Source organism: Collinsella sp. CLA-ER-H9, from assembly GCF_040092295.1.
GTDB lineage: Bacteria > Actinomycetota > Coriobacteriia > Coriobacteriales > Coriobacteriaceae > Collinsella.
On record NZ_JBBNLV010000007.1, the window covers coordinates 57,906 to 82,300 of the forward strand.

23 protein-coding genes are annotated in these 24,395 nt (G+C 61.7%); 19 read left to right on the top strand and 4 right to left on the bottom strand.

The annotated features are described in order from the left end of the window. Positions 1 to 377: 377 nt before the first annotated feature. Both AAAX73_RS05900 and AAAX73_RS05905 read right to left on the bottom strand, forming a co-directional pair. Positions 378 to 1,316, bottom strand: a complete 939-nt coding sequence (locus AAAX73_RS05900) for a type I phosphomannose isomerase catalytic subunit (RefSeq protein WP_349125346.1) — start codon at positions 1,314 to 1,316, stop codon at positions 378 to 380. Between the two features lie 69 nt (positions 1,317 to 1,385). Further along, complete coding sequence (locus AAAX73_RS05905; protein WP_349125347.1) at positions 1,386 to 2,105, bottom strand: GntR family transcriptional regulator; 720 nt, start codon at positions 2,103 to 2,105, stop codon at positions 1,386 to 1,388. A 303-nt stretch (positions 2,106 to 2,408) separates the two neighbouring features. Here AAAX73_RS05905 and AAAX73_RS05910 point away from each other — a divergent pair, with 303 nt between their 5' ends. From AAAX73_RS05910 to nhaA, 7 genes are all read left to right on the top strand, one after another. Then, a complete protein-coding gene (locus AAAX73_RS05910) occupies positions 2,409 to 3,809 on the top strand; it encodes a glycoside hydrolase family 1 protein (RefSeq protein ID WP_349125348.1) in 1,401 nt (466 codons plus the stop codon). 120 nt (positions 3,810 to 3,929) lie between these two features. Then, positions 3,930 to 5,282 carry a PTS transporter subunit EIIC gene (locus tag AAAX73_RS05915; RefSeq protein WP_349125350.1) on the top strand — a complete coding sequence of 451 codons (1,353 nt, stop codon included), beginning with the start codon at positions 3,930 to 3,932 and terminating at the stop codon, positions 5,280 to 5,282. A gap of 154 nt (positions 5,283 to 5,436) precedes the next feature. Then, complete coding sequence (locus AAAX73_RS05920; protein WP_035137700.1) at positions 5,437 to 5,739, top strand: PTS sugar transporter subunit IIB; 303 nt, start codon at positions 5,437 to 5,439, stop codon at positions 5,737 to 5,739. 9 nt (positions 5,740 to 5,748) lie between these two features. Continuing rightward, positions 5,749 to 6,081, top strand: a complete 333-nt coding sequence (locus tag AAAX73_RS05925) for a PTS lactose/cellobiose transporter subunit IIA (RefSeq protein WP_197736861.1) — start codon at positions 5,749 to 5,751, stop codon at positions 6,079 to 6,081. 241 nt (positions 6,082 to 6,322) lie between these two features. Further along, positions 6,323 to 7,276: an ROK family protein gene (locus AAAX73_RS05930; RefSeq protein ID WP_349125351.1), complete on the top strand. Its 954-nt coding sequence runs from the start codon at positions 6,323 to 6,325 to the stop codon at positions 7,274 to 7,276. 166 nt (positions 7,277 to 7,442) lie between these two features. Beyond that, on the top strand, positions 7,443 to 8,366 hold the full coding sequence (locus AAAX73_RS05935; protein ID WP_006235927.1) for a manganese-dependent inorganic pyrophosphatase: 924 nt from the start codon (positions 7,443 to 7,445) through the stop codon (positions 8,364 to 8,366). A 266-nt stretch (positions 8,367 to 8,632) separates the two neighbouring features. Then, a complete protein-coding gene (gene nhaA / locus AAAX73_RS05940; RefSeq protein ID WP_118081538.1) occupies positions 8,633 to 9,991 on the top strand; it encodes a Na+/H+ antiporter NhaA in 1,359 nt (452 codons plus the stop codon). 86 nt (positions 9,992 to 10,077) lie between these two features. On the opposite strand, the gene AAAX73_RS05945 is transcribed toward nhaA, so the two are convergent. Then, entirely contained in the window at positions 10,078 to 10,332 is a 255-nt protein-coding gene (locus AAAX73_RS05945; protein ID WP_040359778.1) for a hypothetical protein, read from the bottom strand. Between the two features lie 149 nt (positions 10,333 to 10,481). On the opposite strand from AAAX73_RS05945, the gene AAAX73_RS05950 reads away from it, so the two are divergent. From AAAX73_RS05950 to AAAX73_RS05980, 7 genes are all read left to right on the top strand, one after another. Next, positions 10,482 to 11,786 carry an aminotransferase class I/II-fold pyridoxal phosphate-dependent enzyme gene (locus AAAX73_RS05950; protein WP_022093863.1) on the top strand — a complete coding sequence of 435 codons (1,305 nt, stop codon included), beginning with the start codon at positions 10,482 to 10,484 and terminating at the stop codon, positions 11,784 to 11,786. A gap of 66 nt (positions 11,787 to 11,852) precedes the next feature. Then, positions 11,853 to 12,167 (top strand): STAS domain-containing protein, encoded by a 315-nt coding sequence (locus tag AAAX73_RS05955; RefSeq protein ID WP_349125352.1) that lies wholly within the window; start codon positions 11,853 to 11,855, stop codon positions 12,165 to 12,167. 153 nt (positions 12,168 to 12,320) lie between these two features. Further along, a complete protein-coding gene (locus AAAX73_RS05960) occupies positions 12,321 to 12,896 on the top strand; it encodes a twin-arginine translocase TatA/TatE family subunit (protein WP_349125353.1) in 576 nt (191 codons plus the stop codon). Further along, positions 12,896 to 13,687 (top strand): twin-arginine translocase subunit TatC, encoded by a 792-nt coding sequence (tatC, locus tag AAAX73_RS05965; RefSeq protein ID WP_022093860.1) that lies wholly within the window; start codon positions 12,896 to 12,898, stop codon positions 13,685 to 13,687. The genes AAAX73_RS05960 and tatC overlap by 1 nt, the downstream gene beginning before the upstream one ends. A gap of 6 nt (positions 13,688 to 13,693) precedes the next feature. Beyond that, on the top strand, positions 13,694 to 14,050 hold the full coding sequence (gene hypA / locus AAAX73_RS05970) for a hydrogenase maturation nickel metallochaperone HypA (RefSeq protein ID WP_022093859.1): 357 nt from the start codon (positions 13,694 to 13,696) through the stop codon (positions 14,048 to 14,050). 54 nt (positions 14,051 to 14,104) lie between these two features. Continuing rightward, on the top strand, positions 14,105 to 14,788 hold the full coding sequence (gene hypB / locus AAAX73_RS05975; protein WP_035137692.1) for a hydrogenase nickel incorporation protein HypB: 684 nt from the start codon (positions 14,105 to 14,107) through the stop codon (positions 14,786 to 14,788). Positions 14,789 to 14,842: 54 nt separating this feature from the next. Beyond that, positions 14,843 to 17,434: a DNA topoisomerase I gene (locus AAAX73_RS05980; protein WP_349125354.1), complete on the top strand. Its 2,592-nt coding sequence runs from the start codon at positions 14,843 to 14,845 to the stop codon at positions 17,432 to 17,434. Between the two features lie 164 nt (positions 17,435 to 17,598). Here the strand turns inward: AAAX73_RS05980 and AAAX73_RS05985 are convergent, their stop codons facing one another. Then, the gene (locus tag AAAX73_RS05985) at positions 17,599 to 18,573 is read right to left on the bottom strand and encodes a zinc-ribbon domain-containing protein (protein ID WP_349125355.1); all 975 of its coding nucleotides are present in this window, start codon (positions 18,571 to 18,573) and stop codon (positions 17,599 to 17,601) included. A gap of 248 nt (positions 18,574 to 18,821) precedes the next feature. On the opposite strand from AAAX73_RS05985, the gene tmk reads away from it, so the two are divergent. The 5 genes from tmk to AAAX73_RS06010 all read left to right on the top strand — a co-directional run bounded on the left by tmk (position 18,822) and on the right by AAAX73_RS06010 (position 24,352). Beyond that, positions 18,822 to 19,505 carry a dTMP kinase gene (gene tmk, locus AAAX73_RS05990; protein ID WP_349125356.1) on the top strand — a complete coding sequence of 228 codons (684 nt, stop codon included), beginning with the start codon at positions 18,822 to 18,824 and terminating at the stop codon, positions 19,503 to 19,505. Between the two features lies 1 nt (position 19,506). After that, positions 19,507 to 20,634 (top strand): DNA polymerase III subunit, encoded by a 1,128-nt coding sequence (locus AAAX73_RS05995; RefSeq protein WP_349125357.1) that lies wholly within the window; start codon positions 19,507 to 19,509, stop codon positions 20,632 to 20,634. After that, positions 20,625 to 22,319 (top strand): regulatory iron-sulfur-containing complex subunit RicT, encoded by a 1,695-nt coding sequence (ricT, locus tag AAAX73_RS06000; protein WP_349125358.1) that lies wholly within the window; start codon positions 20,625 to 20,627, stop codon positions 22,317 to 22,319. The genes AAAX73_RS05995 and ricT overlap by 10 nt, the downstream gene beginning before the upstream one ends. Positions 22,320 to 22,421: 102 nt before the next feature. Then, complete coding sequence (locus tag AAAX73_RS06005; RefSeq protein WP_349125359.1) at positions 22,422 to 23,228, top strand: phosphoribosyltransferase family protein; 807 nt, start codon at positions 22,422 to 22,424, stop codon at positions 23,226 to 23,228. An 11-nt stretch (positions 23,229 to 23,239) separates the two neighbouring features. Then, on the top strand, positions 23,240 to 24,352 hold the full coding sequence (locus tag AAAX73_RS06010) for a hypothetical protein (RefSeq protein ID WP_118081564.1): 1,113 nt from the start codon (positions 23,240 to 23,242) through the stop codon (positions 24,350 to 24,352). Positions 24,353 to 24,395 lie beyond the last annotated feature (43 nt).

Genomic DNA, 24,395 nt, shown 5'->3' on the forward strand with positions numbered 1-24,395 from the left:
CCCAGGCACGGCACCTCGGCCTTCAATCGTCGGGCATGACCTCAAGGTCTATGCCCTCCTCTTTCAGGCCGATCTGCCGCACCTGGAAAACCCGTACATCCGGCTAGGCGGGCGTATGGGGCAACATCGCCTGCTCGGACAGTCCTGCGCAAGACGGAGAGCACATTAAGTGCTCTCCTTTGCGTGCGGAACTCGCGATCGATGTTGCCCTATACGCCCGCCCAGGTCCTTAGATAACGTTGCTTGCGAACGTCGCTCTGCTCGTTCGCTTTTTGATCTGGAGAGCCGGGTGGGCTGATAGATTAATAGATATGAGTAGGGGCTCCCCCGTTAAAGAACGGGGGAGCCCCTTGTTGCGTTTGGGTTGTTGGTGCGACCTACAGGTGCGAGACGATCAGTTCCATCTTGCCTTCGAGGTCAATGGAGGTGACGGTGCTGGGGGCCAGGAGGTGGCTTCCCTTGTGGACGGGGTCGCCGCAGACGGTGCCTTCGCCGTCGATGACCGACAGGCACATGAAGGGCCAGCGCTGGTCGAGGGTCTTGCTGCCGTTGACACGCACGCGATCGACGGTGTAGCAGGGGTTGGACTCGAGCTCGGTTACGCCGTCGACCTCGGGCGCGGTTACGGTGCCGTCGGTCGGCGCCTGAACATCAAAATCGATGCAGTCGAGGCTCTGCTCAATGTGCAGTGGGCGCAGCTTGCCGTCGGTGCCGGGGCGGTCGTAGTCGTACAGGCGATACGTCACGTCGCTCGACTGCTGCGTTTCCAAAATGAGCGTGCCGGTCTTGATGGCGTGCACGGTGCCGGAGTCAATCTGAAAAAAGTCGCCCTTGTGGATCGGCAACACGTTGAGCATGTCGTCCCAGCGGCCCTCTTCGATCATCTGCGCGGCCTCTGCGCGATCCTTGGCGCGCTGGCCGACGATGATCGTGGCACCGGGCTCGCAGTCCAGTACATACCAGCACTCGGTCTTGCCCAGGCTGCCGTTCTCGTGCTCGGCGGCGTACTCGTCGTTGGGATGAATCTGGATCGAAAGGTCGTCCTTGGCGTCCAGAATCTTAATGAGCAGCGGGAACTCCTTGCCCTCGCAGTTGCCAAAGAGCTCACGGTGCTCGGCCCACAGCCACGAGAGCGTGTGACCGGCATACGGGCCCTCCGCAATCTGGCAGTCGCCGTTGGGATGGGCCGAGATGGCCCAACACTCACCGATGGGACCCTCGGGAATGTCGTAGCCAAATACGGTTTCGAGCTGGCGGCCGCCCCAGATCTTCTCGTGGAAGATCGGCGTCAGTTTAATCAAATCGGACATGTTCATACCCCCATGGCGTTGCGCGGCCGCCCGCTCTAAATGAGCCAAAACGAGCGCCCGCATGACTACAAAAACCTATGCCAACGTTACGTTGTGCAGCTCAAAGCGGTCGCCGACGTTGCGCGAAATCGAGTACTCAAAGGCGTTGCCGCTATCCAAAAAGCCAATCTGGTTGAGTTCGAGCAGAGGAGCGCCGGGTTTGGTGTCCAGGCGCTCGGCCTCTTCCTCGGTTGCCGCCACGGCACGGATGGTGCGGTGGAAGCTCGAAATTATCAGCCCGCATTGCTCGCGGATAAAGCTATAGACCGATCCGTATAGGTCCTTCTTTTTAAGGCCCGGTATCAGCTCGAGAGGCATGTAGGTGTACTCGATAACGATGGGCTTCTCGTCGACCTCGCGTACGCGCACGATGTGATAGGCAAAGTCGTCTTCGGCCATTCCCAGCTGGGTCGCAACCTCTGCCGGCGGATTGACGATCGAGAAATCGTAGACCACCGAGGTCACCTTCTCCCCGCGGTGCTCATGCGAAAAACCCGCGGCGCGGTCGTTCTTGCCCTGGAAAAACGCCTTGCCGGGAAGCCCCGCCGTGTCCTTGACGTAGGTACCCGATCCGCGTCGGCTGGTAATAAGACCTTCTTCGGTAATCTGCTCAATCGCTCTTTTGACGGTGATTTTAGAAACGCTATAGAGCTCGCAGAACTCAACGACGGTGGGCAGCTTGTCGCCCGGCTTAAGAGCGCCGTCCTCGATGCTTCGACGAATATCCGCAGCTATCGCCTCGTATTTGGGAATCATGGAACCCCCTTTCCGACATACATGGATACAAAAGTAAGTATAACCCTCTGCGAGGCATCCATATAATTCTTATCTAAGAAGTTCGAGAAAGAAAAAAGAAAAAGACGCTTTACTTATAAAATTAGAGCGCTATAGTTGTAGCCAACGAACGGAACCCTGCCGAACGGCAGGACCGACCGTTTGGGGACGGTTTTGTTTTGGCGGACTGAATATCCAGATATCCGGTGCGCGCCCGCGCCGGATAACCTGCCAAGGCAAACCCGTCTCCAACCGGAAGCTCTAGAACACGAAAGTGAGGACTTGATGGCACAGTATCAGCTGCCCCGTGACTTCTTCTTTGGCGCCGCTATGTCCGGCCCGCAGACTGAGGGTCAGTGGAACCAGGGCGGCAAGCTCGAGAACCTGTGGGACACCTGGTCCATCCAGGATCTGGGTTCGTTCTACAACCGCGTTGGCTCTTATGCCGGCAATGACTTTATGGCTAAGTACCAGGAGGACCTTCGCATTATGAAGGACTTGGGCCTGGATACCTATCGCACTTCCATCCAGTGGAGTCGTCTGCTCGATGCCGACGGCAACCTTAATGAGGAGGGTGCCGCGTGGTACCACGAGCTGTTCCGTGCCTCTCGCGAGGCCGGCTTGGAGCCGTTCGTCAACCTGTACCACTTTGACATGCCCACCTACCTCTTTGACCGCGGCGGTTGGGAGAGCCGTGAGGTCGTCGAGGCTTACGCTCATTACGCCGAGGTTGCCTTCCGCGAATTTGGCCAGGAGATCAAGTACTGGTTTACCTTTAACGAGCCTATCGTCGAGCCCGAGCAGCGCTATCAGGAGGGCGTGTGGTTCCCGCGGCTCCACGACTATAGCCGAGCTCGCACCGTTCAGTATCACATCTCGCTGGCGCACGCGCTGGCCGTGGCCAACTACCGTCGCGCCTATGACGAGGGTGCCGTTCGCGCCGACGCCAAGATCGGCATGATCAACTGCTTTACCCCGGTCTACACCAAGGAGAACCCCAGCGAGGCGGACCTCGAGGCCGTGCGTATGACCAGCGGTATCAACAATCGCTGGTGGCTCGATCTTATTACCAAGGGCGAGCTTCCCGCCGACGTGCTCGACAGCCTGGCCGAGGGCGGCGTTAGGCTCCCGTTCCGTGCCGGCGACCAAGAGATTCTCAAACAGGGCGTTGTCGACTGGCTTGGTTGCAACTACTACCACCCCACGCGCGTCCAGGCTCCGGCGAGCAAGATCGACCAGTATGGCCTGCCGCACTTTGCCGACGAGTACGTGTGGCCCGACGCCGTTATGAACGAGAGCCGCGGCTGGGAGATCTACCCGCAGGGTCTCTACGACTTTGGCATGGACTGCGCCAAGAATTACCCTGATCTTGAGTGGTTCGTATCCGAGAACGGCATCGGCATCATGGACGAATACAGGAACCGTGATGCCGAGGGGACCATCCAGGACGACTACCGCGTCGACTTTGTGCGCCAGCACCTGGAGTGGGTCGCCAAGGCAATCGCCGAGGGCGCCAAATGCCGCGGATACCATTATTGGGCCGTCATCGATAACTGGTCTTGGGCCAATGCCTTTAAAAACCGTTACGGCTTTGTCGAGGTCGACCTTATGGACGGCTACAAGCGCCGCCTTAAGAAGTCGGCAGCTTGGCTCAAGCAGGTTGCAACGACCCACGTGGTTGACTAGCGACCAAGCAAGCGCCCAAACCGCGCGCCGCCGCGCGCAACACATGGCACATCTGGTGGCAGAGGGCGACAGACCACCGTGCGCATAGGAAAAGGCCGGATTTGAAAGTTAGGAGCAATCATGGCCAGTGACAACGGAAAGAGCTTCCTCGACAAGTTTGCCGAGGTCTCTGCGAAGGTGGGAAACCAGGTTCACCTGCGTTCCCTGCGCGATGCCTTCGCAACCATCACGCCGCTCTATATCCTTGCGGGTATCGCGGTTCTTATTAACAACGTCGTGTTCCCTCTGTTCCCGCTCGATGCGGCGGGTCTTGCCAACCTTCAGACCTGGGGCTCGGCAATTACGCTGGGCACCCTCAACGTCTCTGCCATCATCTTGGCTGGACTGATTGGCTACAGCCTCGCTAAGAACGAGCGCTTCGATAACCCGCTCGCTTGCGTGGTCGTCGCCATCTCCGCTTTCGTCATCATGATGCCGCAGCAGATCACCGCCACGCTTGCCGCCACGAGTCCGCTGCTCACCGACAAGATTGCCTCTGCCGAGGTCACGGGCGCCCTTTCGACTGCCAACACCGGTACCAACGGTCTGTTCGCGGCCATTATCATCGCCCTGCTCTCCGTTACGCTCTTCATTAAGATTTCCGGCATCGAGAAGCTCAAGGTCAAGCTGGGCGAGGGTGTGCCTCCCGCGGTCTCCAACTCCTTTAACGTCATGATCCCGATGCTGCTCAACCTCTCGATCTTCGCCATTGCCGCGGCTCTGCTCGCCGTGTTTGCCGGCACCGATCTGTGCACCATCATCTCCACGTGCATTTCCAACCCGCTCAAGAGCATCATGAACGCCGGTCCGTGGGCTGTTATCCTCATCTACACCCTTGCGAACCTGCTGTTCTGCGTCGGTATTCACCAGTCCACCATCTCTGGCGCTACCGTCGAGCCGATCCTGACCATGCTCATCGTCGACAACATGGCTACCTTTGCCGCCGGCGGCACCATCCAACCCGATCACTACATGAACATGCAGATCGTCAACAGCTTCGCCCTCATCGGCGGCTCGGGCTGCACCCTCATGCTCCTGCTCGATACCTTCCTGTTCTCCAAGAACAAGGCTTCCAAGACCGTTGCCAAGATGGCTATCATTCCTGGCCTGTTTAACATTAACGAGCCGGTCATCTACGGTTACCCCGTCGTGTACAACCTGCCGCTCATGATTCCGTTTGTGCTTCTTCCCGACCTGTTCATCGGCGTCACCTATGGCCTGACATGCGCGGGCATCATTAGCCCCTGCATCGCCCAGGTGCCTTGGACCATGCCTCCCGTCATCAACGCCCTGCTTGCCACGGGCTTTGACTGGCGCGCTGGCGTGTGGCAGGCCCTCGAGCTTGTCATCGGTATGGCTGTCTACCTGCCCTTTATGAGGATCTCCGAGAAGGCCATCGCCAAGCAGGAGGCCCTTGCCGAGCAGAACGCCTAAACGTTCGTTTTCCCTTCCACCGTTGCGGGCGCCGGTGCGCGGTGCCGGTGCTCGCGGCTCTCCTCCTGCGTAAAGATGCAGGGGGTGGGTACAGTAGCCGCAAGGAATACAACCAGTTGTCGTCTGCGCGCCGCGCAGTTATAAGGAGGAAACCATGAAGAAGATCATGCTTTGCTGCAATGCCGGTATGTCCACGAGCCTGCTGGTCCAGAAGATGCAGGCCGAGGTTGCAAACCGTGGTCTGGATATTGAGGTCGAGGCTCGTCCCATGAACGAGGCCCACGATCACCTGGACGAGTGCGACATGTTGCTGCTTGGTCCGCAGATCGGCTACACCAAGGGCGATTTTGAGAAGGAGGCCGCCGGCCGCTTCCCGGTCGAGGTTATCAACATGGTCGACTACGGCCGCATGAACGCTGCCGGCATCATCGACCACTGCGTCAGCGTGATGGGCTAGGTGCTCTGCATGGAGGATATGAACGAACTGCAGATGACCTGCTTTGAGATCATCAGCTACGTCGGTACCGCCAAGAGCATGTACATCAATGCCGTGCAAAAGGCCAAGGAGGGCGATTTTGACGCCGCCGAGGAGCTTATCAAGCAGGGCGACGAGGCCTATAACGGTGGCCACGATGTTCACATGGGGCTTCTGAAGAAGGAGGCCAACGGCGAACGTAACGGCGAGGCCCCGTTGATTTTGCTGCATGCCGAGGACCAGATGGCCGGCACCGAGACCATGCGCGTCATGGCGACGGAGCTCATCGAGGTTCACAAGCAGCTGCAGGCACTTCAGGCCTAGTCGGCGTTATCGCCGCGACGGACCGTGCGGTCCAACAGACAACATAGTCCCTTTGACGGGCGCCGGGAGCCTCCGCCTCCCGGCGCCTTTATTTTTGGGGATGGTCTTGCGCGGCCTGTTGGGCAGCCAATTGCGTTACCCCAGATAAAACCTGCCAAAACAAACCTGTCCCTTTTTGGTAGGTTTTTGCCTTGAGAGCGGTACCATACAGGCAATGTTTAAACGAGAAAGGTGGGCTCCCATGGAACCTAAGCAGTACTACATCGGCATCGACGTCGGCGGCACTTCGGTTAAGGAGGGCCTGTTCGACGAGGACGGCAACCTGCTTGCCAAGGCCAGCGTGCCCACGCCTCCTATCGTTGACGCCGCGGGCTTTGCCGCGGTGACCGAGGCTATCGACCAGGTGGTCGCCAAGGCGCAGATTCCGCGTGCCTTTGTGGCGGGCATTGGCCTGGCCGTTCCGTGTCCCATCCCGGCGTCGGGCGATGCCAAGGTCAAGGCCAACATTGCCATTAACCTGCCCGAGCTGAGGGTCGCCATTCAGAAGCACTGCCCCGATGCGGTCGTTAAGTATGAGAACGATGCCAACGCCGCTGCCATGGGCGAGGCCTGGCTCGGTTCTGCCAAGGGCGTGCAGAACGTGGTGATGGTCACCATCGGTACCGGCGTGGGCGGCGGCGTTATCGTTAACGGCGACGTGGTATCGGGCGTTGTGGGCGCCGGCGGCGAGATTGGCCACATGTGCCTGAACCCGGCCGAGGAGCGCACCTGCGGCTGTGGCGGCCATGGCCATCTGGAGCAGTATTCCAGCGCCACCGGCGTGGTGAGCAACTACCTTGCCGAGTGCAAGAAGGCGGGCGTCGAGCCCATCGAGCTCACCGGCCCCTCCGATTCCAAGGACGTGTTCCAGGCCTGCCGCGAGGGCGACAAGCTCGCGCTGGCCGCAGCCGACACCATGGCCGACTACCTTGGCCGCGCCCTGGCGCTTATCGCCAACGTGGTCGACCCCGAGATGTTCCTGATCGGTGGCGGCGCGTCCGCTTCGGCCGATGTTTATCTCGACAAGGTTCGCGAGCACTTTAAGCAGTACGCGCTCTCTGCCTCGCGCGAGACGCCCATTAAGGTCGCTTTGCTCGGAAACGACGCCGGCATCATCGGTGCCGCCTACGTAGCCCTGCGCGCCGCCGGTAAATAGCTGCTGCAAGGGGGTCAAGTTGCTTTGCACCAACACGGTGCAAAAGGGACAGCCTTGGCCCCCATGCCTGCCCCAAAATATGCCGTGCCCCTTCCGTCTGCGAAGGCTCGGCGCCAGCGTGCTACCATAGCTACGTCCAAGTACACATATCAAGTGGAGGATATCCATGGCAAACGTTCTTGTCTTTGGTCACCAGAACCCCGATAACGACGCCATCATGAGCGCCGTCGTCCTGTCCCAGCTGCTCAATCAGGTTGAGTATGCCGGCAACACCTACGAGGCTTGCGCTCTGGGCCAGCTTCCGGCCGAGTCCGCCAAGCTGCTCGCCGACGCCGGCATCGCCGAGCCCCGCGTGATCGAGTCCGTCGAGGCCGGTCAGCTCGTCGTCCTCACCGACCACAACGAGTCTGCCCAGTCCGTCGCCGGCCTTAAGGATGCCACGGTCTTTGGCGTTGTCGATCATCACCGCATTGGCGACTTCGAGACCGCCGGCCCGCTGCACTACATCTGCCTGCCCTGGGGCTCCAGCTGCACCATCGTCACCAAGCTCGCCGGCGTGCTCGGCGTTGAGCTTTCCGACGTCCAGGCCAAGCTGCTGCTCTCGGCCATGATGACCGATACGCTCATGCTCAAGAGCCCCACCACCACCGATGTCGACCGCGCCGTCGCCGCCAAGCTCGGCGAGCAGGTGGGCGTCGACCCGGTCAAGTTCGGCATGGAGGTCTTCCTCACCCGTCCGTCCGGCTCCTTCACCGCAGCCGAGATGGTCGGCAACGACATCAAGATGTTCGAGCCCGCCGGCAAGAAGCTGCTCATCGGCCAGTACGAGACTGTCGACAAGAGCCGCGCGCTCGGCATGATTGACGAGATCCGCGAGGCCATGCGCGCCTACGCCGCCGAGAAGGGTGCTGACGGCATTGTCCTGTGCATCACCGACATCATGGAGGAGGGCTCGCAGGTCCTGCTCGAGGGCGAGACCGAGGCTGCTCAGAAGGGCCTGGGCATTGCCGACGAGCACGACGGCGTCTGGATGCCGGGCGTCCTCTCCCGTAAGAAGCAGGTCGCTGCCCCCATCATGGCCGCCTGCTAGGTTTAGTTGACCGAACGCCACGACCGGATCGCGGACGTCCCGCGCTCCGGTCGTTTTTTGTGCATGCGCCGCGTCGTCTCTTGGACAGGCGTGCCCGTGCCGTTGAGCAAATAATGTTCAACCTGTGGTTCCGCTTTTCGGCCACGCCTGCGTGCTTGTCGTGCAGGGTAGGCTAGATGCAAGCGTAATACGTTAGAGCGCGGCGCCGCCACTTGGGCGGGCCGTGCTTTTTTAAGACGGGAGCTTTCCCGTGAAAGGAGCCGCCCATGGCAGCAACCGAGCAGCTGTTCAACGTCCGTGAGCGCAAGCGCTTTGAACGCCACGACATTTGGGAGCGCATCGCCGAGAACGGCACGATTTCCGCCGCGGTTATGGTCATCGCCGCCATCGCCGCCGTCATTTGCGCCAATACCGATGCCTACGAGGCCATCCATCACTTTTTGGAGACCCCGCTGTATGTGGGTCTGGGCAACCTTACGGCCGGTCTTACCGTTGAGCTTTTCGTCAACGACTTCCTCATGGCGATTTTCTTTTTGTTGGTGGGCATTGAGCTTAAGTACGAGATGACGGTCGGCGAGCTCAAGAATCCACGTCAGGCCATGCTTCCCATGCTGGCGGCCGTGGGCGGCGTCGTCGTTCCCGCCTGCATCTACCTGATCTTTAACCATGCCGGCGCCCGCAACGGTTGGGCCATCCCCATGGCAACCGATATTGCCTTTGCGCTGGGCGTGCTATCGCTTTTGGGCAACCGCGTGCCCAACGGCGTGCGCGTGTTCTTCTCGACGCTCGCCATTGCCGACGACCTCATCTCCATCGCCGCCATCGCCATCTTCTACGGTCAGAGCCCCAATCCGTTTTGGTTGGGCGCCGCCGCGCTTGTGACCTGCGCGCTCGTGTGGCTCAACAAGACGCAGCATTACCGCCTCGCCCCGTATTCGGTACTGGGTCTGCTGTTGTGGTTCTGCATGTTCAAGAGCGGCGTGCACGCTACGCTTGCTGGCGTCATCTTGGCCTTTACCATCCCGGCCAAGTGCGGTGTTAAGCTCGATAGCCTCACTGATTGGTTGGGCGAGTGCCTGCCGCTGCTCGATGACCGCTACGACGACGAGGCGCACATCTTGGGCCAGCATGACTTTACCGTCTCGACCACCAGGGTCGAGCGCGTCATGCACCGCGTGACCCCGCCGCTCATCCGCATGGAGCGTCTGATCTCCACGCCGGTCAACTTTGTGATTCTGCCGATCTTTGCGTTCGTGAACGCACAGGTTCGCCTGGTGGGTGTGGATATGAGCACGTTGCTCACCGACCCGGTGACGCTCGGCGTGTACTTTGGCATGCTGCTGGGCAAGCCGATCGGCATCTTTGGCATGACGTTTGCCCTGGTTAAGTTTAGGGTCTGCGAGCTGCCGCATAACGTTAACTGGCACATGATTGCCGGTGTGGGCATTCTGGGCGGCATCGGCTTCACCATGTCGATCCTCATCAGCGGCCTTGCCTTCCCGACGGCCCAGTTTGAGGTTCTGGCTGCCAAGGCCGCCATCCTTGCCGGTTCGGTCACCGCTGCCGTGCTCGGTATGATCTACATGAGCGTGGTCTGCAAACACCCCGCGCCCAAAGACAAGTAAAAGCACATACAAGTTTGAAAACGCCGCCTGTGAACACCATCACAAGCGGCGTTTTAGTCATTGGGGACGTTCTTAAACGACTAGGTTTATTCCACCGTTCCGTAGACGGCGCCCCAGCCGTGGGCGGCAAGGGCGGAGTTGAGCTGGTCGCAAAGCGATTGGCGGTCGTAGTAGCCGGGCGGCAATAGGTTCACGATTTCCATGAGATCGGGCGCCAGGTCCAAGATCTCGGCCTGTACGATGAGATCCAGGCGGTCGATGGCGCGGCGGTCGTAAAACAGTCCGTCGACCAGGCGCTGCAGGTCGCCGAATTCCTCGGCCTGGAACGATCCGTATTCCATAGTGCCTCCTTGGGCGCCCCACGCCGGCATGCGCGGCGATTCATAATTCATTGCGATGAACTTAATCTATCACGGCTTCATGCCGTTGCGGCGGTGGCGGTCTATACTTAGACGAACTGCAACGTCCCGCTTCGCGAAAGGTCGCACCCATGCAGACGATCTACCAGAAGATGGAAACCACCGAACTCGATGCCGCCATCGAGGCGCTCAAAGCCGAGGTCGCCGAGGTCAAGGCCAAGGGCCTGGCGCTCGACATGGCCCGCGGCAAGCCGTCGCCCTCCCAGGTGGACATCTCTCGACCCATGCTCGATATCCTCAATGCCGATGCCGATCTGCACGACGGCAACGTCGACTGCTCAAACTACGGTTGCTTTGAGGGCATTCCCTCGGCACGCAAGCTGGCGGGGGAGTTCCTGGGTTGCCCTGCCGAGCAGACGCTCGTACTGGGTTCGTCGAGCCTTCTGATCGAGCACGATATCGCCGGCATGTTTTGGCGCTGCGGTTCGTGCGGCAGCGAGCCTTGGGAGGCTTACGAGGCCGCGCACGACGGCAAGAAAGTCAAGTTCCTGTGCCCTGTTCCCGGCTACGACCGTCACTTTGGCATCACCGCCGACCTGGGTATCGAGAATGTCCCCGTCGCGATGACCGACAACGGCCCCGACATGGACGAGGTCGAGCGTCTGGTTGCCGCCGACGACTCCATCAAGGGCATCTGGTGCGTGCCCAAGTATTCCAACCCCACGGGCATCACCTTTAGCGAGGACACCGTGCGTCGCCTGGTCGAGATGCCCACGGCCGCGCCCGATTTCCGCATCTTCTGGGACAACGCCTACTGCGTGCACGACCTGTACGACGAGACCGACGAGCTCGCCAATATCTTCGACCTCGCTCGCGCGGCGGGCACCGAGGACCGCGTGGTGGCTTTTGCCTCGACGTCCAAGATTACCTTCCCGGGCGCCGGCATCGGCTTCATCGGTGCGAGCCCCGCGGTCATCGCCGAGTTCTCCAAGCGCCTGAAGGCCGGCCTCATCAGCGCCGACAAGCTCAACCAGCTGCGCCACGTGCGCTTCCTTCCCACCATCGAGGCGGTCAAGGAGCACATGAAAAAGCATGCCGAGTTCCTGCGTCCGCGCTTTGAGGCCGTTGAGCGCAAGCTCACCGAGGGCCTGGGCGATACGGGCTGTGCCACCTGGACGCACCCCCGCGGCGGCTACTTTGTAAGCTTCGATGGTCCCGAGGGCTCGGCCCAGAAGGTCGCCGCGCTTTGCGCCGACCTGGGCGTCAAGCTCACGCCGGCCGGTGCCACCTGGCCCTATGGCAAGGATCCGCGCGATACCAACATCCGTATTGCGCCGAGCTATCCCACGGTCGAGGACCTGGAGGCCGCGCTCGACGTGCTGGTGCTGGCCGTTAAGCTTGTCGCTGCCGAGCTTGCTCGTGCCGAGCGCGCCTAACGCCTAGGGCCCCGCAAGTCCGCGCCCAGTACTATCCGCACTTTCGATACGTAAAGGAGCGTATACATGGATTTGGGTATTTCCACCAACCCCACGCCGGAGATCTACACCATTAAGGTAACCGGCGAGATCGATATCTCTAACGCCGATAGCCTGCGCAATGCTATCGACCTGGCGCTCGAGCAGCCCACTGAGGCCGTTGAGCTCGATTTTGCCCAGGTGAGCTACATCGATTCGACGGGCATTGGCGTGCTCGTGGGCGCCGCGCACCACGCGGACGACCACGGTAAGCGCTTTAGCTGCACTAATGTGCAGCCCCAGGTGATGCGCGTGGTTCAGCTGCTGGGCGTCGACCAGGAGATTTCGATCACGGCGGCATAATCTTTGCCCCCAAAAGGGCGTGCCGTTTGGCATATGTTTGTGATGCGCTCGGACGTTTTGGCGTCCGGGCGCTATACTTGACCGAATGAATAGACGAGTTCCGGCCGAATGGCGCGGTGCGGGCTCGACTCACATCGAGCCTTGGAGGTATGTGTGTTTGGTATTGGAGAGGGTGAGCTCGCGATCATCGTGGTCTTCGGCTTTTTGCTGTTTGGCCCGGATAAGCTCCCACAGATGGGCCGCACGATCGGCCGTGCCATTCGTCAGTTCCGCGAGACGCAGGAAAAGATGACGGCCGTTGTTCAGTCCGAGATCATCGATCCGGTAAGCGAGGCTGCTTCGGCTCCGGTCAAGCCCAAGAAGGCTGCCGTCGATGACGATTCCGATGCGGACGAGGATGCCGCCGGGACGGCTGCACCCGCAAAGAAGGAGACCTTTGCCGAGCGCCGTGCCCGCCTTGCCGCCGAGAAGGCCGCGAGCGAGGGTGCCACCGAGGACGAAGGTATTGCCGAGGAGGCCGAGAACGCAGAGCCTGCCGCCGCTGCCACCGTCGATCCCGAACCTGCTGCAGAGCCGGAGCCCGAGCCCGAGCCGGCAGAGCCCACGACGGCCGATCTCTACGCCCGTCGTCCCCGCAAGCGCAAGGCCGTCGTCGACCAGCTCGCTCGCGAGCTCGAGGCCGAGGACGACGCTGCCGCCGCCGACGCCTCGAAGGGAGGCGATGAGTAATGCCTATCGGACCTGCGCGTATGCCGCTCTTCGATCACCTGGGAGAACTCCGTCGCCGCCTGACCATCGTGGTCGTGTCGGTGTTTGCCGCCGCTATCGTGCTGTATTTCGCCACGCCTGTTGTGCTCGACATCCTGGAAGATCCCATCCGCTCCTTTGTGCCGGACGGTAAGTTCTACATCACTACCACGCTCGGCGGCTTTGGCTTGCGCTTCTCGCTGGCCATCAAGATGGCCGTGGTCATGTGCACGCCCATGATCATCTGGCAGATTCTGGCGTTTTTCCTGCCGGCGCTTCGCCCCAACGAGCGCAAGTGGGTCGTGCCCACGGTGCTCGCCTCGACGGTGCTGTTCTTCCTGGGTGCCATCTTCTGCTACTTCATCATCATTCCTGCGGGCTTTGAGTGGCTCATCGGCGAGACCTCGGCCGTCGCTACGGCACTGCCCGATCTGGAGAACTACGTCAACATGGAGCTGCTCTTTATGATCGGCTTTGGCGTGGCGTTTGAGCTGCCGCTCATCATCTTCTATCTGTCCGTCTTCCACATCGTGTCCTACGCTGCTTTCCGCGGTGCCTGGCGTTATGTATACGTTGGCCTGCTCGTGGGTTCGGCTGTGATCACGCCCGACGGCTCGCCCGTTACGCTGGGTCTCATGTATGGCGCCCTGCTCTCGCTCTACGAGATTTCGCTCGCCATCGCCCGTGTGGTCATTACCGCGCGCGAGGGCAAGGAGGGCCTGTTTGTGAGTCGTCTGGACCTGTTCTCGGACGATGAGGACGACGAGGAGTAAATCGGTATGCACGAGGTTGGCATTGTCAACGGCATACTCGATACAGTGATTCGCGCGGCGCGTGGGGCGGGGGCCTCGCGCGCCGTTTTGGTAACGCTGCGTATCGGGGATATGACCGAGGTCGTGCGCGAGGCGCTCGACTTTGCCTGGGAGACGTTTCGCGACGAGGACCCGCTCACGCGCGGCTGCGAGCTTGCCGTGGAGGAGGTCCATCCACAAAGCGAGTGCCTGGACTGCGGCGAGGTCTTTGATCACGACCGTTTCCATTGTCGCTGTCCCCAGTGTGGCGGCGCCAACGTGCGTCTGCTGCACGGCCGCGAACTCGACATCGCAAGTATCGAGATCGAGACCCCCGACGATTAGCCCGCCAGCAACCTGGGGACGGGGTATAAATGGTAGAAGTAAGGAGCGCCGAGTATGGCCGAGAAAACGATTGATATCGCATCGCCAATTCTGTCGCGCAATGAGCGCCTGGCAGATCAGCTGCGACAGCGATTTAAAGAGACAGGCACCTATGTGATCAATGTGCTGTCGAGCCCTGGCTCGGGCAAGACCACTACGATTCTGGGCACCAACGAGCGCCTGCGCGACAAGGCCGGCTTGCGCTGCGCCGTCATCGAGGGCGATATCGCCTCGGACGTCGACGCCATCACCATGAAGGAAGCCGGCATGCCCGCCATCCAAATCAACACGGGCGGCCTGTGCCACCTCGAGGGCAACATGATCATGGAGGCCGTTGACGCCTTCGACCAGGCTGTGGGTCTGGAAAACATCGACGTCATCTTTATCGAAAACGTGGGTAACCTGGTCTGCCCAGTCGACTTTGACCTGGGCGAGAACCTGTCCATCATGATCCTCTCGGTGCCCGAGGGCGACGACAAGCCCATCAAGTACCCGGGCATCTTCCAACACGCCGGCGCGCAGCTGCTCAACAAGGTTGACGTGGCTCCGGCTTTCGATTTTGACATGGATAGGTATACTAAGACACTCGATGACCTCAATCCACAGGCGCCGCGGTTTGCCGTGAGCGCGCGCAAGGGCGAGGGCATGGATGCCTGGTGCGATTGGCTCATCGGGCAGATTGAGCAAGCAAGGGCGTAAGTCGGCCGCCATACGGGCGGGCGTAGCCGCAGAGATACGAGATAGGAGCCTCTTTTGAAGCTCATCATCGCCGAGAAAAACGACGCCGCGCGTCAGATCGCCGAGCGTCTGTCCACGGGCAAGCCCAAAAAGGACAAGGTGTACAACACCGCCATCTACCGTTTTGAGTGGAAGGGCGAGGAGTGCGTGACCATCGGCCTTGCCGGTCACATCCTAGCGCCCGATTTTTGCGACAGCGTGCTGTTCGATAAAAAGCTGGGCTGGTATTCGGTCACCGAGGACGGCGAGATGCTGCCGGCCGACATACCCGATGGCCTGGCGCGTCCGCCCTACGACACCAAGCGCAAGCCGTTTCTTGCCGATGGCATCTCAATCAAGGGCTGGAAACTCGAGAGCCTGCCTTACCTCACCTGGGCGCCCGTCATTAAGCTACCGGCCGAGAAGGAGCTCATTCGTTCGCTCAAGAACCTCGCTAAAAAGTCTGACAGCGTCATTATCGCCACGGACTTCGATCGCGAGGGCGAGCTAATCGGTTCGGACGCCCTCAACAAGGTGCGCGAGGTGGCGCCGGACTTGCCGGTTGCCCGCGCCCAGTACTCTTCGTTTACCAAGGCCGAGATCACGCAGGCCTTCGATAATCTCGTCTCGCTCGACCAGAATCTGGCCGACGCCGGCGAGAGCCGCCAGCACATCGACCTCATTTGGGGTGCGGTGCTCACGCGCTACCTGACGCTCGCCAAGTTTGGCGGCTTTGGTAACGTGCGCTCTGCCGGCCGTGTGCAGACGCCGACGCTTGCCCTGGTGGTCGAGCGCGAGCGCGAGCGCATGGCGTTTGTGCCCGAGGACTATTGGCAGATCCGTGGCATGGGCGCCGCGCAGGGTGCTGCCGAGGACGACCGCTTTAAGATTGCGCACAAGACGGCACGCTTTACCGACAAGGATGCTGCCGAGACAGCGTACGGCCACGTTGACGGCGCTACGACGGCGACCGTTGCCGCGGTGACCAAGCGCTCGCGTAAGCAGCAGCCGCCCACGCCGTTTGCGACCACCTCGCTGCAGGCTGCCGCCGCGGCCGAGGGCATCTCGCCTGCGCGTACGATGCGCATCGCCGAGTCCCTCTACATGGCCGGCCTCATCAGCTACCCGCGTGTCGACAACACCGTGTACCCCGCGACGCTCGATCTGGGCGCCGTGGTGAGCGACCTGGCAAAGATCAACCCGGCGCTGGCGCCCGTGTGCAAAAAGGTGCTCGCCGGTCCCATGAAGCCCACGCGCGGCAAGGTCGAGACCACCGACCACCCGCCGATCTATCCTACGGGCGAGGGCGACCCGTCCGCGCTCGATGGCGGCCAGCGCAAGCTCTACGACCTCATCGCCCGCCGCTTCCTGGCGACGCTCATGGGGCCTGCGACCATCGAGAACACCAAGCTCGAGCTCGATGTGAACGGCGAGCCGTTCGTGGCTTCGGGCGATGTGCTCGTGACCCCCGGTTTCCGCGAGGCATACCCGTACGGCCTTAAGCGCGACGAGCAGATGCCGCCGCTGGAGCAGGGCGATACGGTCGACGTGTTCGACATTAAGCTCGAGGCCAAGCAGACCGAGCCGCCCGCGCGCTACAGCCAGGGCAAGCTCGTGCAGGAGATGGAAAAGCGCGGCCTGGGTACCAAGTCCACGCGCGCGAGCATCATCGAGCGCCTGTACGCCGTGCGCTATCTCAAAAACGATCCCGTTGAGCCGAGCCAGCTGGGCATTGCCATCATTGACGCGCTGTCGCAGTTTGCCCCGCGCATCACGAGCCCCGATATGACCAGCGAGCTCGACGGCGACATGACCCGCGTGGAGCGCGGCGAGGACACCGAAGAGCATGTCGTGACGCACTCGCGCGCGCTGCTGGCCGGCGTGCTCGAGGAGCTGCTCAAGCATACGCAGGAGCTGGGCGACGCCATCAGCGACGCCGTCACGGCCGATGCGCGCGTGGGCGCCTGCCCCAAGTGCGGCAAGGACTTGGTTATGAAGACGAGCGCCAAGACCCGCGGCAGCTTTATCGGCTGCATGGGCTGGCCCGACTGCGACGTGACCTATCCGGTGCCGAGCGGCGTCAAGGTGAGCCCGCTCGAGGGCGAGGCGGCCGTGTGCCCCGAATGCGGTGCACCGCGCATTAAGTGCCAGCCGTTCCGCCAGAAGGCCTTCGAGATCTGCGTGAACCCGACGTGCCCCACCAACTACGAGCCCGACCTTAAGGTGGGCGAGTGCAAGGTGTGCGCCGAGGCCGGACGCCATGGTGATCTGATTGCACACAAGAGCGAGAAGAGCGGCAAGCGCTTTATCCGCTGCACCAACTACGATGACTGCGGCGTGAGCTATCCGCTGCCGGCGCGCGGCAAGCTCGAGGCGACGGGCGAGACCTGCCCCGAGTGCGGCGCCCCCATCGTGGTGGTCAACACGGCGCGCGGTCCGTGGCGTATCTGCGTCAACATGGATTGCCCGACCAAGGAGAAGAAGCCCGCCCGCGGCCGCAAGATTGCGACCAAGGCGAGCGCGGCGAAGAAAACCACGGCAGCAAAGAAGACTGCTGCCAAGAAGACGACCGCCAAAAAGACGACGGCCAAGAATTCGACTACCAAAAAGACCGCTGCCGACAAGTAACCGAGCACATATCCGAGCACATATAGACACGGTGGGGCCGGGCGCGCAAATGCAAATGCGAGCCCGGCCCCACTTCTAAGTTGCGGTGAAATAGGGACTGTTTTTGCTGGCAAAAGGCCTAATCAATCCCTATTTCACCGCAAGTTTTTGATCGATTGTTGGGATTATTTCACCTCGACGGGCTTGGCGCTGGGATAGCGGTCCTCAAAGTCCTGACGGTACTTGTTGTCATTGGTGCCCGCCACGTTGTCGCGCGACAGCGGCGCCACGATTTCGTCCTTATGGTCCGCGGGCTTTGCGTACTTTAGGCTGATCTCCCAGGCATCGCAGATCGCGTCGATGCGGTGGTCCAGGTCGTCATACAGGGCAACGATGTCTTTCCAAGAGCTGTAGTTCTTGGAGCTCATGGGGACGTCCAGGTCCTCGACGATATCGTAATACTGCTCGATGGTGTCCTCCGTTCGCTCGGCGACGTCGGCGAGATTTTGACGGGTGGTGCGATCTTCTTCCAGATAGCTGCCATTGAAGGCCTGCGCGCAGGCGCGGACCTGGCTATCGAGATCTTCGAGCAGATCGTAGTATTCGCTCAGGTGACGGTAGAGGTTTTGCTCGGAGAGGGTCGCCTGGCTGCCATCCTCGTCGTCATCGTCAAAAAGGCTATTGGGGTCGTCGAGAGGATTGAGGTCATCATCGTCAACATCATGGTGCAGCTTAGTAATCTCGGCAGTCGTTTGCGTGGCGGCGTTGTCGAAAGGCTTGATCACAAAAAAGATGACCAAGGCGATGATAATTGCCACGAGCACAACGATAACGGCGATAAGCGCCTTGGTGCTGCTCTTTTTGGCGGCGGGGGCCTGCGGTGAATCAGGCGCGTACGTAGATGCCGGTTGCTGTTGGGGCGGGGTGTCCGCGACGGGTATGCGCTGCGTCGTTTCGACCGCTGCGGGGCTGGCGGCGGGGTCGGGGCGATAGGCGAGGGGGTCGTCCGGCTTAGCTTGCGGCGTATCGAGGAAGCCGGTCTGCTCAAACGCGGGTTGGCCATTGCTTGCGGTTGTCTGCTCAACGGGTGCACCGCATGAGGTGCAGAACTTGGCATCATCTGCAAGAAGTTTGCCGCACGAGGCGCAATACCGAGACATTGCCACTCCTTTCGCCACATTTCAATGCAATACGACGATTATACCCAGCGCTCAAAAAAGTCGGCAGTTAGGGACGTTCCTTTTCTGCCGGCACTTTAGGAACGTTCCTAGCTGTCGCCTAGTCATTTAAGAGCGTCCCCAATGACTACCCAATGACTAGGCCCGATTTGGGGCGCGCCTGCCCCTGGGGTATCATGGCTTGGTTGATATATCTGCATTTACGCGCCTTGTAGGAAGGGGCTGCGCTCATGGCTTTTGAGCCCGCTCAACATAGCTTTATCACACTCGAGGGCGTCGATGGTGCCGGCAAGTCCACGCAGGCGCGTCTGCTTGCCCGCGCGCTCGAACTCGCTGGCTACCAGGTTGTGAGCCTGCGCGAGCCGGGCGGCACCGCCATCAGCGAAAAGATCCGTGCTCTGCTGCTCGACCCCGCCAATACGGCGATGGGCGACACCTGCGAGTTGCTGCTCTACGAGGCAGCGCGCGCCCAGTTGGTGCACGAGGTCATAGCTCCCGCCCTCGCGGCCGGCAAGGTGGTCCTGTGCGACCGTTTCTACGATTCCACGACCTGCTACCAGGCGTTTGCCGATGGCCTCGATCGCCAGATGGTGCGCGATGCCAACAACCTGGCCGTCGCGGGGACGCACCCGGCGCTCACGCTCGTCTATCACATCACGCCCGAGCAGGCGGCGCTACGCATGGCAGCTCGTGGCGCGGCCGACCGCATGGAGGCAAAAGGCATGGCATTCCAAGAGCGCGTTTACCAGGGATTCTGCGCCATTGCCGCCGAGGAGCCAAATCGCGTAAAGCTCATCGACGCCACCGCGCCCATCGAGGAAGTCTTCGAGAAGACGGTCGAGCAGGTTCGCGCGTACGGTCTCGACATTCCGCAAGACGCCGTCGCCGCCGCGCTTGCCAAGGAGGCCGAGTAACATGGCCCCCGCTCAGGCAAGCCTGCTGGCCAAGCTCGACACCCAAGAGCGCGTGCGCGATTTTTTGACCAACGCCGTCGCCAGCGGCCGCGCATCGCACGCCTATCTGTTTTTAGGCGCTCCCGGCGCCGGCAAACTCGATGCCGCTTGGGCGCTCGCCCAAGCTTTCCTGTGCGAGCAGGACGGCTGCGGCGCATGCGACAGCTGCGTGCGCGTTGCTCGGCACACGCATCCCGACGTGCACTATTACACGCCCGAGAGCGCCACGGGCTACCTCATTGCCCAGACCCGCGAGCTGCTCGACGACGTGCCGCTGGCGCCCATCCGCGCCAAGGCCAAGGTCTACATCATCGACCGTGCCGAGCAGCTGCGCGCCAACACCGCCAACGCACTGCTCAAGACACTCGAGGAGCCGCCCGAGGGCGTTATGTTCATCTTGCTGGGCACCTCGGCAGACGTGATGTTGCCCACCATCGTGAGCCGCTGTCAGTGCGTGCCGTTTCGGCTGGTGTCGCCCACCGTGGCCGCGCAGGCCGTGAGCCGCGCGACGGGTCAGGATCTCGCGCGTTGCCGCATGGCGGTCGCCGTGGCGGGAAGCCCCACACGCGGCATCGAGTTCCTTAAGAGTGCCGAGCGCCAGGATGCTCGCCGCCAAATGGTCCGCGCCATCGATTCGCTCATCGCTGCCGACGAGGCTGATGTGCTCAGCCGCGCCAAGTCGCTCATCGTCGCCGTTAAGGCGCCGCTCGCCGAGGTCAAGTCCACACAGGAAAAGGTGCTCGAGCAAAACGCCGACTACCTGTCGCGTGGAGCATTGAAGCAGCTTGAGGACCGCAACAAGCGCGAACTCAACGCGCGCGAGCGTTCGGGTATCATGGAAGCGCTGGCGAGCGCGCGGACGCTCATGCGCGACGTGCTGCTGACACTTCAGGACGAGGCGGCCGACGTCGTGAACGAAGACGTGCGCGACACGATCGGGCGGCTTGCCGCCGCGACGAATGCTGCGGGTGCCACCCGGGCGCTCGAGGCGGTCGCGACCGCCGAGCGCAACATCGCCAGAAACGTTACTCCCCAGCTGGCCATCGAGGTCATGCTGTTCGATATCAGGAAGGCACTGAAATGCCGTTAGTCGTACCCGTTAAGTTTACCTACGCCTCGCGCGACCTGTGGTTTGACCCGCAGGATCTGGATATCCTCGAGGCCGATTATGCCATTTGCTCCACCGAGCGCGGGACCGAGATCGGCCTGGTCACGGCCGATCCCTTCGAGGTGCCGCAAGATGAGATCGGCCAGCCGCTCAAGCCCGTGCTGCGCGTGGCGAGCGACATCGACCTGCAGCTTGCCGACGACCTGGCCATCCAGGGCGACGAGGCGATGGTCGATTTCCGCCGTCTCGTCAAAGAGCTCGACCTCGAGATGAAGCCGGTCGGCGTCGAGTACCTGTTTGGCGGCGAGAAGGCCGTGTTCTACTTTGCGGCCGAGGAGCGCGTCGATTTTCGTCAGCTCGTCAAGGACCTGTCCTCGACGCTGCACATTCGCGTCGACATGCGTCAGATCGGCGTGCGCGATGAGACCCGCCTTGTGGGCGGCTATGCCCAATGCGGACAGGAGCTCTGCTGCACGCGCTTTGGCGGACAGTTTGAGCCCGTCTCGATTCGCATGGCAAAAGAGCAGGACCTGCCGCTCAACTCGTCCAAGATCAGTGGCGTTTGCGGCCGCCTGATGTGCTGCCTGCGCTATGAGTTCGAGGCGTACAAGGACTTTAAGAGCCGTGCGCCCAAAAAGAAGACGCTCATCGATACGCCGCTTGGCAAGGCGCGTATCCAGGAATATGACACGCCGCGTGAGCAGCTGGTGCTGCGCCTGGAGAACGGCAAGGTCTTTAAGGTCAACCTGGCCGATATGACGTGCTCGGAGGGCTGCAAAAAGAAGGCCGCCGAACAGGGCTGCAACTGCCGCCCCGACTGTGTGACGCGCGATGTGCTCGAGCGCATCGAGTCGCCCGAGATGCGCCTGGCGCTCATGGAACTCGATCGCGAGAACGGCGTTGACGTGGGCGATGGCCTGTCGAGTGCCGATCGTCTGGCCGGCACATCGATGCCCAAGCGCCGTCGTCGCGATGCCGAATCCGATGCTCGCACCGCTCAGGGCCAGGGCGAGGGCCGTGGCCGTGGAAAGGGCCGCGGCAAGGCCGAGGCACCCGAGGCCGAGGAGGCAGCTGGTGGCCGTCGCCGCCGCAAGCGCGCGGCGTCCGTCGACAATGGCGAGGCCGCGGGTAAGAACGCTTCCCGCGAGCGCGAGGCTCAGCAGCCCCAGCAGCAAAACCGCGGCGGTGGCATGAACCCCACGCGTCGTCGCCGCCGTCACCTGTCGAGCGAGGAGCGCGAGGACGCCTTCCGCGCCGCAGCCGCTCGCGAGGCCGGTGCCGCTCCCAAGGGTGGCTCGGGTTCCGACGCGCCTGCCGACAAGGGCGGCAAGCCGCGTGGTGAGGAGGAGCGCGCGCCGCGTCCGCGCCGCCGCCATTCCTCGGGCACGCAGCAGAAGCCCTCGGTTCCTTCCGTGGCCGATCAGGTTTCGGACGGTGAAGTCAAGGTCACGCGCCGTCGCCCCGGCGATGGCGGAGGAACTGCCGCCAAGGCTTCGCGCGGCGGTACTCGCGACGAGCGCGAGCCGCGCGAGGATCGCGGTAGCGAGGGCTCGGCCGACCAGGGTCAAAAGCGCCGTCGCCGCCGTCGCTCCCGCAAGCCGCGCCAGGACGGCGGCGAAGGCTCGACCCACACCTCGTCCGCACCGCAACCGCCTACCGGCGAATAACGCCCGCGAGCGGATTTAGCCCGCCTTGCCCCGAGCGCATCGGGGTATCATAGCGCTGAATCAACAACCCTCCCTGCGACCGAACGTAGGGAGGGTTGTGTCTTGAAAAGCCATCTGAACATATTGAGCCGTCTGCAGGGTGCCGACGCCCTACCGTTTGCGGACGAATTGCTACCGTTTGCCGAGCGGGTGGCACGCGAGGCGCTCGAGGCATTGTCGCCCACGCGATGTGCCGGCTGCGAGCGCGCCGGTGCGCTGATCTGCCAGGATTGTCTGGCATCGCTCACGCTCATCGATCCGTGTCATAGTTGCATCCGATGCGGCGCCCCGTTTGGGGATTTGCTGTGTACCGAGTGCTCGGTCGAGGGCACGTCTTCGGCAATGGCCGAGGCGCTCGATCGCTGCCTGGCGTGTGCCGTCTATGCACATCCGCTGCCGCGCATCATCAAGGCGTACGAGGATGCGGGCGAGCGCCGTCTGGCACCGTATCTGGCGGAGTTGCTCTACGACACTGCCTTGCATGCCCAGGTGGCAGCATCCGATCGCTACGGCGGTGTGTTGTCCGGTGCGGACGCGGTGGTGTTTGTGCCCGCGACTGCGGCGGCGTTTCGGCGGCGTGGATTCGACCATATGGAAGCAATCGCGCGCTCGTTTTGCGATCTTTCGGGTGTCCCGTTGCTGGACGCCCTGGTCAAATACGGTCATGGTGACCAGCGAGAGCTCGGCCGCGATGAGCGCCGGGAGCATGCCCGGGGCATGTACGAGACGGTCGAGGATGTGCGCGGCCGCCGTCTGCTGCTCATCGATGATGTCATTACCACGGGCGCGACCATGGCAGCAGCCTCGGCGGAGCTCAAGCGTGCCGGCGCCGCAGCAGTCGATGGCCTCGCTATCGCACGCGTTTGGTAGGGGGTGGTTTTGTGGCAGTGAAGATAGCGCGGCGCATCGAGCCGACAAGCGAGCAACTGGCGGCCTCCGTAGTCCTGACCGGTGCCTCGGCGCTGCGCATGATGCGCGCCGAGCGCCGACAAATGGGTTACATCAGCTGGAGAGACCTCGATCCCGATGAAGAGCGCCGTGTGCTGCATACATCGTCTCCCTCGGCCGAGGACATTTATCTTCCCGATTTGGTGCGGATCGGGGCCGTGAGTGGCGAGGTCCAAGAAGACTTGTGCCTGCTGGTGGGGTCGGCGAAGCAGCGTCGCCGCATGCCTGGTGCAAGCTGGTCCGTTTGTTCTACAGACCTGCCGGACGCCTCGATTTTGGAGGTGGAGCCGGGAGTGTACAGCTTGTCTCCCGAGGCCCTCTGTGCCGCCGTTGCGCGCGAAGTCGGCTGTATCCAGGCATTTGCCCTGGCCCAGGAGCTGTGCTCCAAGATTTCGCTGAGCGATCGCGGGCAGTATCTGCCCCCTTACAGCTCGCCTACCGTGAACAGGCTTGCAAAGGATAAGGACCAGCCGTCAGATGTGGGCTACTTTGAGGTCGAGCCAGTGCTGACGCCCGATCGCCTGGCAGATTACCTTGCGGCATGCAAGGGGAGCGCGGCCAAGCAGCTGCGGCGGCTGTGCCCCTTTCTGTCGGAAAACCTGCGCTCACCCATGGAATGCATCATGCTTGCCATGTTTTCGCTTCCGTTTTCTTATGGCGGATTTGCCTGCGGTCCCTTTAAGACCGACCACAAGATCGAGTTCAACGACCGTGCGCAGGCGATCTCGGGGATGCCGTATGCGGTTTGCGATGCCTATCAGGAAGCAGCTCGGTTTGACCTGGAATACAACGGTGAGCAGGGCCATTCGTCTCGCGGCGGGCGCATTCACGATGAAAAACGCAATACGGGTTTGGCGTCCATGGGAATCGAGGTCGCGACGGTCAACAACGAGATGCTCTGCGACATGGAAGCGATGGAAGCGCTCGCATGGCGCATCCACCAGCGTATGGGTAAACGATATCAGAATCGTGTAGAGGCTCGTCGAAAGAGGCAAGATGCTCTGCTGAATACGCTCCGAGCGTGCTTTGGGCTCAAGCCGGCGTAAAACTATGGCTTTATAGGGGGTCTGTTTATATGCCATGTGCAAA

Excerpts from the sequence above, each read along its gene's own strand:
- AAAX73_RS05900 (WP_349125346.1), bottom strand. The coding sequence starts at position 1,316 with ATGAACATGTCCGATTTGATTAAACTGACGCCGATCTTCCACGAGAAG.
- AAAX73_RS05905 (WP_349125347.1), bottom strand. The coding sequence starts at position 2,105 with ATGATTCCCAAATACGAGGCGATAGCTGCGGATATTCGTCGAAGCATC.
- AAAX73_RS05910 (WP_349125348.1), top strand. The coding sequence starts at position 2,409 with ATGGCACAGTATCAGCTGCCCCGTGACTTCTTCTTTGGCGCCGCTATG.
- AAAX73_RS05915 (WP_349125350.1), top strand. The coding sequence starts at position 3,930 with ATGGCCAGTGACAACGGAAAGAGCTTCCTCGACAAGTTTGCCGAGGTC.
- AAAX73_RS05920 (WP_035137700.1), top strand. The coding sequence starts at position 5,437 with ATGAAGAAGATCATGCTTTGCTGCAATGCCGGTATGTCCACGAGCCTG.
- AAAX73_RS05925 (WP_197736861.1), top strand. The coding sequence starts at position 5,749 with ATGGAGGATATGAACGAACTGCAGATGACCTGCTTTGAGATCATCAGC.
- AAAX73_RS05930 (WP_349125351.1), top strand. The coding sequence starts at position 6,323 with ATGGAACCTAAGCAGTACTACATCGGCATCGACGTCGGCGGCACTTCG.
- AAAX73_RS05935 (WP_006235927.1), top strand. The coding sequence starts at position 7,443 with ATGGCAAACGTTCTTGTCTTTGGTCACCAGAACCCCGATAACGACGCC.
- nhaA (WP_118081538.1), top strand. The coding sequence starts at position 8,633 with ATGGCAGCAACCGAGCAGCTGTTCAACGTCCGTGAGCGCAAGCGCTTT.
- AAAX73_RS05945 (WP_040359778.1), bottom strand. The coding sequence starts at position 10,332 with ATGGAATACGGATCGTTCCAGGCCGAGGAATTCGGCGACCTGCAGCGC.
- AAAX73_RS05950 (WP_022093863.1), top strand. The coding sequence starts at position 10,482 with ATGCAGACGATCTACCAGAAGATGGAAACCACCGAACTCGATGCCGCC.
- AAAX73_RS05955 (WP_349125352.1), top strand. The coding sequence starts at position 11,853 with ATGGATTTGGGTATTTCCACCAACCCCACGCCGGAGATCTACACCATT.
- tatC (WP_022093860.1), top strand. The coding sequence starts at position 12,896 with ATGCCTATCGGACCTGCGCGTATGCCGCTCTTCGATCACCTGGGAGAA.
- hypA (WP_022093859.1), top strand. The coding sequence starts at position 13,694 with ATGCACGAGGTTGGCATTGTCAACGGCATACTCGATACAGTGATTCGC.
- hypB (WP_035137692.1), top strand. The coding sequence starts at position 14,105 with ATGGCCGAGAAAACGATTGATATCGCATCGCCAATTCTGTCGCGCAAT.
- AAAX73_RS05985 (WP_349125355.1), bottom strand. The coding sequence starts at position 18,573 with ATGTCTCGGTATTGCGCCTCGTGCGGCAAACTTCTTGCAGATGATGCC.
- tmk (WP_349125356.1), top strand. The coding sequence starts at position 18,822 with ATGGCTTTTGAGCCCGCTCAACATAGCTTTATCACACTCGAGGGCGTC.
- AAAX73_RS05995 (WP_349125357.1), top strand. The coding sequence starts at position 19,507 with ATGGCCCCCGCTCAGGCAAGCCTGCTGGCCAAGCTCGACACCCAAGAG.
- ricT (WP_349125358.1), top strand. The coding sequence starts at position 20,625 with ATGCCGTTAGTCGTACCCGTTAAGTTTACCTACGCCTCGCGCGACCTG.